This is a genomic window from Okeania sp. (genome assembly GCF_983059655.1).
Genome location: NZ_CEZPJD010000266.1, coordinates 1 through 9749, shown reverse-complemented (window position 1 = coordinate 9749; position 9749 = coordinate 1). Strand labels below are relative to the sequence as shown.

Sequence of the window (9749 nt, the reverse complement as noted above, 5' to 3'; positions counted from 1 at the left end):
TAGATAGTATCAATTGCTTTATTGAATATTTCGTTTTCTGCTTCAATAACTTCAGCTATACCTTTGAAATAAACACCAAATCCCTCTCCACTCAATGCTTTTGAATCATAAACAACTGCAAAAACCTGCCCATTATTAATAATATTTTGAGAGTGCTGATTTTCTATCCATGATGACCAATAAAATGTGTAATCTTCATCAAAGCCGTAATAGACAGGTGAGTTCCAAGGATGTCCTGATTTATCTACTGTTGCTAAGGTGAGATAGGTAATTTCATTGAGTACCTGTTTTGCTTTTTCAGTGAGTCGATCGATAGGAGATGATATCTGCATTTTTTAAATTTTTCTTGATAACTGTTTGCGACAAAACGATGCTACCAGACATGATATGACTCCTCTGTCGTTATTTATAACTATTTAATCGAACATAATATTACAAACCAAAAGGCTAATTTTTTACAGCTTTAATTGTATTAGATGTTACAAACTTTTGTAGGAAAAAGTTATAAAATATTGTAATTTAATGCAAATCAAACTTCAGCCCAAATTTAGTTATTAAAAGAATTGTCTGTAGCAACTTCTACTTCTAATTTTCCAGCCAGTGTTTTCAAATTGGATAATGGTCTAACAATTATTCATCAATATATTTCAGCCACTCCAGCAGTGGTTATAGATGTGTGGGTAAGAGCAGGTGCTAGGCAAGAACCCGATAAATGGTCAGGTATGGCTCACTTCCTAGAACACATGATTTTTAAGGGAACAGAAAAATTAGGTCCTGGTATCTTCGATCAAATAATAGAAAATCGTGGCGGAGTAGCAAATGCAGCTACAAGTCACGACTATGCTCATTTTTTTATTACAACTGCTGCTCAATATATAGAAGAAGTAGTACATCCATTAGCAGAATTATTATTGCGTGCCTCCATACCAGAATCAGAATTTGCCAGAGAGCGAGAAGTGGTATTGGAAGAAATTCGTCAATCAGAAGACTGTGTTGACTCGGTAGGTTTTCAAGCATTGATGGAGAATGTTTACAAACATCATCCCTACCGACGTTCAGTTATGGGTACAGCAGAACTTCTCAAAGAACGAGAAGTTGATGAAATGCGTTGTTTTCACAATCATTACTATCAACCAGAGAATATGGCAGTGGTAGTTATTGGGAGAGTGGAGCAAACCCAGGTAATAGAATTAGTCAATGCAGCTTTTGCCAATTTTGCGGAAAAATGTTCTCATTGTCCGCGAGTCGAAGTAGGAGCAGAGCCGTTAATAACTGAAGTTCGTCGTCAGGAATTATGTTTGCCCAGATTAGAGCAAGGTCGTCTAACAATGGCTTGGTTAGGACCTGGAGTCGAACAAGTAGACGATGCTTATGGATTAGATTTACTGTCAATATTATTAGCTGATGGTAGAAGTTCTAGGTTAGTTAGAGAGTTGCGTGAAGATTTAGGTTTAGTGCAAGGAATTGTTAGTAGTTTCTCTTTGCAGCAAGACTCAAGTTTATTTACAATTAGCGCTATGCTAGAGCCGAAAGATATTCCAGAAGTAGAGGCACGAATTGGCGATCGCCTTTATGAGTTATTAACTCAAGAGATATCAGAGGTAGAGTTAGCTAGGTGTAAGCGTTTATTATGTAATGACTATGTATTTTCCATTGAAAGTCCGGGACAGTTAGCAGGTCTTTATGGTTATTATTTTACTATAGCAAATCCAGAATTAGCGCTCGCTTATCCAGAAAAAATAACAGCATTTCAACCAAAAGAATTACTCAATTTAGCTGAAAAATATTTATCTCCAAATCGCTATGCAGTCACAGCATTAATACCTACCTAAAACTCATTCATTAATTGATAATGGATAATGGATAATAAATAATTACCTCTGGTTAAAACCGCTCTTGATTGAACATAAAGAAATATTATTTCTTGATTTTCCCCTTGTAGAGCGACAGCTCGCGACGCAGCCAAGGGGAGGCAGAGTAAGCTGAATTATTTAATTAATAATGATTAATTATTCGGTAATAGTTAGTTTTTCCATAACTGAGTTAAACATGAGTTTTCTTAAGAATAATATTGTGCATAATTTCATATTAATTTAATGGACATACACTTGTTTGAGTTGTTACTATTTTGATAGGTAAGTATAAAAAAGTATATTGCTCTTAACTAAAATTCTAGGTAAAAATTTATGTCTGATAATCTTTCATTACTAAAAAATCGAGACTACACATTTATTTTTGCTCGAAGTTTTGAAAGCTGGTCTGCTTCTAATCTGTACTATGAAGATTGGATTGCAGCACAAATAAAAATCATTGATTTAGCCAAGCATTGTCAATCTTTAGATGATGATGGAATTACTGTTTATCTGGCTTCTAGTCCTTTTATTAAGTATACAAATACAGAAGTCGTCAGATTAGCTCAACTATTTCAGTTAAAAGATCCTCCAGAAATAATAGATGTAGTAAGTAGTTTAGAAGATGCTATTAATGACTATTTTAAACGCCGAGATGCAAAGCAAACTAAGAATGGAGATATTATTTTAGTATTAGTAGATAAAATTTTTGATGAACAAGAAGCTTTGGCAAATTTAATTATTAATGCTGCTGAAAAAATCGATCTAGTTCCAGGTACAGAAAATAGTTATGAATTAGGAATTAGTTTTTTACAAATTGGTGAAGATCCAGCAACAACAGAATGTTTAACTTTCTTAGACGATCATCTTGTCAAAGCTGGTGCAAAATGTGATATTGTTGACACGAAGTTTTGGTATGAAATTAAGCAAAAATCTCTCACAGATATTCTAGTTCAAGCTTTAGTTGACTAGCAAAGTACTAGCATTAGGAATATTTGTTGGGTTGCGCTTGCGCTTAACCCAACCTACTGTTCTCAGCTATCAGTACCTCTGCCTGAAGTTTGTTGAATTCCGAAGGATAGCGATGCAAGATGAGAAAGGGCAACAAACTTATGCATAAGAGCAAGGACGGCTGAAAGAAGCGATCGCTCTGGTCAAGGTTTATATATCTCAACGTTTTGGAGAGGTTTCTGAAGGGATGAGTAGTTATACCAATTCTCTATGAAGCTGCGCTTAATAAAAGATAACAACTATCAGTAAAGTTCAAGCCTGGGTCAGAACGTTAAGAATTATTAAGCGCATTGTTACAGAGAAATGGTATTAGATAGAAAGTTTGCCTTTGGCAGATGTAGAAGATTTAGTGAAGGTATTTTTAAGCTTTAATAGTTTGGTAGATTTAGAAAATTGGTTACAGGAACGTTTATAGGGAGAAATACTACAATGAAATTTATCAATCCCAAAGTTGATTATGCTTTTAAAAAAATCTTTGGTTCTGAGCAAAGCAAAGAGATTTTAATCAGTTTTCTGAATGCGATAATTTATGATGGAGAAAAAACTATTAAGGATTTAACAATTGTCAATCCTTTTAATCCTGGTAAAATTATCAGTTTCAAAGAAACTTATTTGGATGTTAAAGCAGTTTTAATTGACGGCTCTATTGTAATTATTGAAATGCAAGTGGCACCAATGACTGCTTTTAATAAGCGGGTGGCTTACAATTTGTCAAAAGCTTATGCTAATCAGTTGGATAAAGGGGAGAATTATCCTTTGTTAAATCCGGCAATAGCTCTCACAATTACAGATTTTATTCTGTTTAAAAATACTGATGATAATATTAATAAAGATGATTATATTAATAAATTTGTGTTTCAGGAGGAAACTAAAAAGTATAAATGCTTGGAAAAAGAATTGCGGTTAATTTTTGTGGAACTGCCGAAATTTAACAAAAGTTTGTCAGAGTTAAAGAGTTTGACGGATAAGTGGATTTATTTTCTGAAAGAGGCAGCTAGTTTTGATGAGATACCAGAGAATTTGGGGGAAGTTGCGGAAATAGAACAAGCTTTAAATATTGCCAATTTTATTAACATGAGTCCAGAGGAGTTAGAGATAGTTGAAAACCGAGGGATAGCGATGCAAGATGAAAGAGGAAGGATAGCTTATGCTGAACAACAAGGGGAAGCAAGAGGAGAAGCAAGAGGGATAGTTAAAGGGGAAACAATAGGACGGCTTAATCAAGCGATCGCTCTAGTCAAACTGTTAATAACTCAACGTTTTGGAGAGGTTTCTGAAGGGATGAGTAGTCAGATAGAAGGTTTGCCTTTAGCAGATGTAGAAGATTTAGTGAAGGTATTTTTAAGCTTTAATAGTTTGGTAGATTTAGAAAATTGGTTACAGGAACGTTTATAGGGAGAAATACTACAATGAAATTTATCAATCCCAAAGTTGATTATGCTTTTAAAAAAATCTTTGGTTCTGAGCAAAGCAAAGAGATTTTAATCAGTTTTCTGAATGCGATAATTTATGATGGAGAAAAAACTATTAAGGATTTAACAATTGTCAATCCTTTTAATCCTGGTAAAATTATCAGTTTCAAAGAAACTTATTTGGATGTTAAAGCAGTTTTAATTGACGGCTCTATTGTAATTATTGAAATGCAAGTGGCACCAATGACTGCTTTTAATAAGCGGGTGGCTTACAATTTGTCAAAAGCTTATGCTAATCAGTTGGATAAAGGGGAGAATTATCCTTTGTTAAATCCGGCAATAGCTCTCACAATTACAGATTTTATTCTGTTTAAAAATACTGATGATAATATTAATAAAGATGATTATATTAATAAATTTGTGTTTCAGGAGGAAACTAAAAAGTATAAATGCTTGGAAAAAGAATTGCGGTTAATTTTTGTGGAACTGCCGAAATTTAACAAAAGTTTGTCAGAGTTAAAGAGTTTGACGGATAAGTGGATTTATTTTCTGAAAGAGGCAGCTAGTTTTGATGAGATACCAGAGAATTTGGGGGAAGTTGCGGAAATAGAACAAGCTTTAAATATTGCCAATTTTATTAACATGAGTCCAGAGGAGTTAGAGATAGTTGAAAACCGAGGGATAGCGATGCAAGATGAAAGAGGAAGGATAGCTTATGCTGAACAACAAGGGGAAGCAAGAGGACGACTCGATCAAACTATCGCTGTGGTCAAAGTTTTAATAACTCAACGTTTTGGAGAGGTTTCTGAAGATATTAGTAGTCAGATAGAAAATTTAGCTTTGGCAAATTTAGAAGATTTGGTAAAGGTGCTTTTAAGTCTTAGTAGTTTGGCAGATTTGGAAAGGTGGTTGGAGGAGCGTTTGCAGTCATAAATTGGGTTTGGCGATCGCCCATTGTCTCATCCCGTGTCTAACTCGCCAACATTACTGTGTGAAATAAAGATTTTTTTGGATATCGGTGGTCGGTGCTGATAACTGATAACTGATAACTGATAACTGAAATAGGCGAGTCGCATTGAGGAATACGCTCGCCGTTGGTTGATTTGGGTTAGGAGTGGGGTTCAGGGAGTTGAGTTGCTAGAGGTAGGGGAAGGAGCGATGACCCCTTTTTACCCTCAGACCACTCCTTAATTTCCCCTCCCTTTGTCTACTCGCATCGTTTTTCCCTCGATTGCTAACCTCTGCCCTGGGGGAAGTACCCGCCAGATCATATATTTTCGCATTTTTCGCTTCTGTTGACATTGGGCTTTTCACTTTTTCATCCCGACGGTCACTTCGCATCGTTATCATATTCTTGGGTAATTTTATACTTATCACTTCCTTCCTCCTCGTTGTTCTTTATCCGGCTTGTTCCAGACATTTCTCCATTTATCCTCACATTCACTGTCACATTGATTTTTTCATTTTTTTCTTTATGATTCATTGGCTTGCGATCATTTATTACCATTGCATTATCCTGCGATATTACGCTATATGTTAGGTCGTAGACCGCAAAACCACTATTCAATGGAACTGTTCGTCCTGACTCACTCTCATATACATCAATATCAGTACCAATTAGCTCATCAGATGAAAATGTGTCATAATCATATAGTCTGAATGTATAAGTATTATCAAACTCCTTTATAAGATTTGGACTGACCGTATCCCCGTTTCCTATCGAATAGGTTCCGTTGTTTCCAGGCCAAATATAGCCATCATCCTCATTGTATAAATAAATCTCATCAATTTGATCGTCCGCATCGTCCGTTTTATAACACCTGATCTCTTCTACCCTTAATATGGCTGCTTCCGCTTTTCCGATCCACATATTTGACAACATCACGGATGCTATCAGGACAACTATTATCATGCATTTTTTCCACAGGTTTTTCGTGAACATTTTTTTCCTCTCAAATAGTATCTATATCACTAATATGCTGAATATTATTAGAGTTCTACACTCTAATTTTTAGACGCTCTGCCTCATCTTTTTCTGACTTACGCGCTTCCCTTTTTTTTTCCACTGAAAACATATCCGGTTCCCGATGCCCTGTTTTCTTGCAACTCGTCTTTATTTTGCTTACATTTTAAGCAAGTTCTGTATAGAACCCATTTGGTATCTCTAAAAATTAGGCGATCGCTACTTAATTATAATCTTGGACAGAAAAGATACGGTTAGGGGTTCTATATTACATCATTTTTTTGGCTGTATGTACCCTCAGCCTTCCGTTTCCTCTCTATTTTCCTCAAATCACTCTTCCTTGACTTTTTTTTCGCCTCTCCTCTCCGTTCCCTACCAGGCACTTCCTCACCATCCATTACTCTCTTTCTGCTTGAGAGTTCCCTATATCCTCTATTTATAACATTGCATTTTTTTCTTTAATCTCATAGCAGAAAGGCTACTACACTGTGAAAATTATTTTAGAATTCAGGGGCTATCCGCTATGACTCCTCTGCCATTTCAAAAGAAGATGAATAGCCGCTCGCCCCGTCTCTCCACATCACCATCTGATCCCGTCTCAAACTCTGCAAATTCGGCACTATCCACGAATGCCGCAAAACAATATCAGTAAGGATGCGCCCTCGATCGCCCAGCCACATCAACCCCTTGCGCCACCATTCATTAAAAGGAGCCTCCCCACATCCAGTCCATGTCACATCCTGCAACGAACTCAACAACACAACTTTCCTCACTAGAGACAACACATTCTCACCACAAACATTTGCCCCATCACCTATCTTTTCCTCAACCATACCCTTCGACAACTCTGCACCATCTACCAACTCATACTTTAGCAAGGGTGACGGTGGAACGGTTTTTTGAGCGGGTCTCTCGGCTTTATGAGCAATATGCGACGGCGAGTCGCATTGAGGAATACGCTCGCCGTTGGTTTATTTGGGTTAGAAGTGGAGTTCAGAGAGTTGAGTTAGGAGAGGTTGGGGAGGGAGCGATGGATTTCCATCCTACTTTCTCCCCATTTTCAACTATCCACGGCAAGTCGCATTGAGGAATGCGATCGCTGTTGGTCTACATCGGGTTAATTCATAAGGTTAAATAGGGGTTATCTCCCATTCATTAAGCCGATTTAATTTTGCTTCTTGCGCGAATATGTTCGGTGGGAATATCACCTCTCCTGAATTCGTAACCGTCTGAATATTCAATATATCGCCGACCTGGACCTCCTGTCCCGCTGCTATCCAATATTGAGGAGTCGGAGTTATTATGTGTGTCAAATTTGGTTCCGCCTGCACCAAAAAGGTCCCATAGCCAGACATCCCAATTCCAACTGAATATGTATCGGCTGGTATATTCGCCATATCTTGTATTACTAGACTTCCAGCATTACTTGGATCCTTCTCCGGGATAGTTAAATCGGGTGCACTATTCACTATTCCAAACGATGTTCTGTTCTTTTCAACTAAATCAGCTTCTTTTATTCCTCCCGCTCTGAAGGTTACACCCGGTCTCACCACTCCTGTATTTCCCCACACAAACTCATATGTTGTAAACCATACAAACTCTATGAAATTTCCAGGGGCTATCAAGTAAGGGCTTGCAAACCAGGCTAGCGAAAACATCTCGGGCGTTTGACTAGGTAACGTTTGGTACACATAAAATACCCAATTGCTATTTGACTCATTTACACACCTTAAGATGTATTCCTGGCTAGCCTTTGCCTTCATCTGTATCCTTTTTAGTTGGCGATCCTGAATGGCCTTCGCCTTTCTTATAACACTCGGCTCGTAACTTATTCTTGTTGACATACTTCTCAATTGTTATCGTTTCGTTTTACACAGATTATGACCCATTAACTCTATTAAAATGTGCGTAGAGGTTTTGGTATCCTTCTTAACCTGTCCTATCATATAGACGATCTATCGACGCTTTTTCTGACATTGACCGTGAAATAAATCATAATGTGACGTTGGAGGAGGGCAGGGGGGATCGATGCTTGCATGTAGGGGGACCAACAAACTATTATGTAACTCTTTCCTCCCACGCGGAGTGCATAATTACTATGGACACTGCGGCCAGCCATTTAACAATCCATTTGAAACATTGCGCCCCGTTTACTTCAACAAATTAAAACTATGTAAGCGTATATTACCTGGAGTAAAATATATTTACCATGCTAGTTCTTATTTAATAAAGCATGAAGCAAGCAGGGATTAGCATTTTCGGCATTTTTGGAACCCAAACACTCTTTATAGGGAAACAACGGGTTCCGCGAAATACTGAATCTTAATCAACGCATACCGAACAAAGTAACACTTTTGCGGAAATACTCCGAAACCCTTCCCCGTTCCCTCTTCCCGTATAGAGTCACCACTCACGAACTTTCTGCTGCCCGAAATCAAGCCCCCATCTCCCTACGCAACCGTTCGCCGTCTTGGCTTCCCTTAACCAGGTACCGCTGATAAGACATTGAGAAATCTGGGACATCAAAAAATTTTCTAATGACAACACCACTGACGGCCTCTAGAATAGAACTAAGCCTCCCTCCTGACAGTCTCCACCAATTACCCACAGCTCCGTGCCCTACACTGTCTTCAGGATCGATAACCTCTCCAATTAAACACGCCGCCAACAACTCCAATCCCACTCAGATAATGGGGCGTTCTCCCAAACATCCCTCCTCCAAGTCAATTCCAGAGATAAAGGAGACAACACACCAGGCAGTATCGGCCATTGCTCCATCTCTGCACAAACCCCTGCAACATCATAAATATCCTCCCCTACTACCTCAACAGACTCGAAACATTCCGCCACATCCACATCAGCTTCTGCCGATACTCTCACCGCATCCGGTATCATAACCTCAACCCGTTCCCGGGATTCCACCGGACTCTCCACCATCTCTGGTTTTTCCACCGCTTCCACAAAAGCTTCCTCAGTTTCCACACTTACCATTGCCATGTCATTCCCTTTCAAAACTTCATGGGACCTTATCAACGGTCTTTCCTCTTTCTTGGGTGGTGACATCGAGATTTTTCCTGTCTCCAACTGGGACATGATAAAATAGCCACTCAACTTCTCTTTCAACTTTTTTCGTGCTTGGGAGATGCGCTTGTAAACACAATCTATTGAAATCCCTTGTCGCTCCACAATTTCCTGATAAGAAAGCTCTTCATAATAATGTAAAATAAAAGTATCCCGCATCCGTTCGGGCAAAGAAGCGATCGCCCGTCGAATAACCACTGACCTCTCATCCTTCTCCAAAACCTGCTCTGGCAACTCCACCGCCGAAGCCACCCCCATGTCCCCACTATCACCAACCCACTCTATATCATCTACACCCACAGCTCCCCGAGAACGTTTGCGGATGAGATCCAGACATAAATTGCGAGTCAAGGTCATCAACCAAGCAGGCAAATTAGCAATTTTCCCCGCGAAAGCTAACCTCATCAGCGACCGCACATTCTCACCACAAAC

The 9749-nt window shown here is 38.6% G+C and carries 10 protein-coding genes; 6 read left to right on the top strand and 4 right to left on the bottom strand.

Translation table 11 applies throughout. The features are described from left to right. Window positions 1–332, bottom strand: a 332-nt coding sequence (locus tag AC3DU7_RS15930) for a pyridoxamine 5'-phosphate oxidase family protein (RefSeq protein ID WP_488040309.1), incomplete at its 3' end; no start/stop codon positions are given. A 231-nt stretch (window positions 333–563) separates the two neighbouring features. Here AC3DU7_RS15930 and AC3DU7_RS15925 point away from each other — a divergent pair. From AC3DU7_RS15925 to AC3DU7_RS15905, 5 genes are all read left to right on the top strand, one after another. Next, window positions 564–1832, top strand: a complete 1269-nt coding sequence (locus tag AC3DU7_RS15925) for a M16 family metallopeptidase (RefSeq protein WP_488040308.1) — start codon at window positions 564–566, stop codon at window positions 1830–1832. A gap of 354 nt (window positions 1833–2186) precedes the next feature. Further along, a complete protein-coding gene (locus AC3DU7_RS15920) occupies window positions 2187–2822 on the top strand; it encodes a vWA domain-containing protein (RefSeq protein ID WP_488040307.1) in 636 nt (211 codons plus the stop codon). A gap of 361 nt (window positions 2823–3183) precedes the next feature. After that, window positions 3184–3276 carry a hypothetical protein gene (locus AC3DU7_RS15915; protein ID WP_488040306.1) on the top strand — a complete coding sequence of 31 codons (93 nt, stop codon included), beginning with the start codon at window positions 3184–3186 and terminating at the stop codon, window positions 3274–3276. A gap of 14 nt (window positions 3277–3290) precedes the next feature. Further along, window positions 3291–4256, top strand: coding sequence for an Rpn family recombination-promoting nuclease/putative transposase (locus tag AC3DU7_RS15910; RefSeq protein ID WP_488040305.1), 966 nt, complete (start codon window positions 3291–3293; stop codon window positions 4254–4256). Window positions 4257–4270: 14 nt separating this feature from the next. Then, the gene (locus tag AC3DU7_RS15905) at window positions 4271–5206 is read left to right on the top strand and encodes an Rpn family recombination-promoting nuclease/putative transposase (protein ID WP_488040304.1); all 936 of its coding nucleotides are present in this window, start codon (window positions 4271–4273) and stop codon (window positions 5204–5206) included. A 397-nt stretch (window positions 5207–5603) separates the two neighbouring features. On the opposite strand, the gene AC3DU7_RS15900 is transcribed toward AC3DU7_RS15905, so the two are convergent. Beyond that, a complete protein-coding gene (locus tag AC3DU7_RS15900; RefSeq protein WP_488040303.1) occupies window positions 5604–6215 on the bottom strand; it encodes a hypothetical protein in 612 nt (203 codons plus the stop codon). Between the two features lie 751 nt (window positions 6216–6966). Between AC3DU7_RS15900 and AC3DU7_RS15895 the strand changes: the two genes are divergently transcribed. Next, the gene (locus tag AC3DU7_RS15895) at window positions 6967–7323 is read left to right on the top strand and encodes a hypothetical protein (RefSeq protein ID WP_488040302.1); all 357 of its coding nucleotides are present in this window, start codon (window positions 6967–6969) and stop codon (window positions 7321–7323) included. A 43-nt stretch (window positions 7324–7366) separates the two neighbouring features. Here the strand turns inward: AC3DU7_RS15895 and AC3DU7_RS15890 are convergent, their stop codons facing one another. Further along, window positions 7367–8080, bottom strand: coding sequence for a hypothetical protein (locus AC3DU7_RS15890; protein WP_488040301.1), 714 nt, complete (start codon window positions 8078–8080; stop codon window positions 7367–7369). An 808-nt stretch (window positions 8081–8888) separates the two neighbouring features. Continuing rightward, the coding region (locus AC3DU7_RS15885) for an RNA polymerase sigma factor (RefSeq protein WP_488040300.1) at window positions 8889–9749 on the bottom strand (861 nt) is incomplete at its 5' end.

Excerpts from the sequence above, each read along its gene's own strand:
- AC3DU7_RS15890 (WP_488040301.1), bottom strand. The coding sequence starts at position 8,080 with ATGTCAACAAGAATAAGTTACGAGCCGAGTGTTATAAGAAAGGCGAAG.
- AC3DU7_RS15905 (WP_488040304.1), top strand. The coding sequence starts at position 4,271 with ATGAAATTTATCAATCCCAAAGTTGATTATGCTTTTAAAAAAATCTTT.
- AC3DU7_RS15895 (WP_488040302.1), top strand. The coding sequence starts at position 6,967 with ATGTCACATCCTGCAACGAACTCAACAACACAACTTTCCTCACTAGAG.
- AC3DU7_RS15910 (WP_488040305.1), top strand. The coding sequence starts at position 3,291 with ATGAAATTTATCAATCCCAAAGTTGATTATGCTTTTAAAAAAATCTTT.
- AC3DU7_RS15900 (WP_488040303.1), bottom strand. The coding sequence starts at position 6,215 with ATGTTCACGAAAAACCTGTGGAAAAAATGCATGATAATAGTTGTCCTG.
- AC3DU7_RS15920 (WP_488040307.1), top strand. The coding sequence starts at position 2,187 with ATGTCTGATAATCTTTCATTACTAAAAAATCGAGACTACACATTTATT.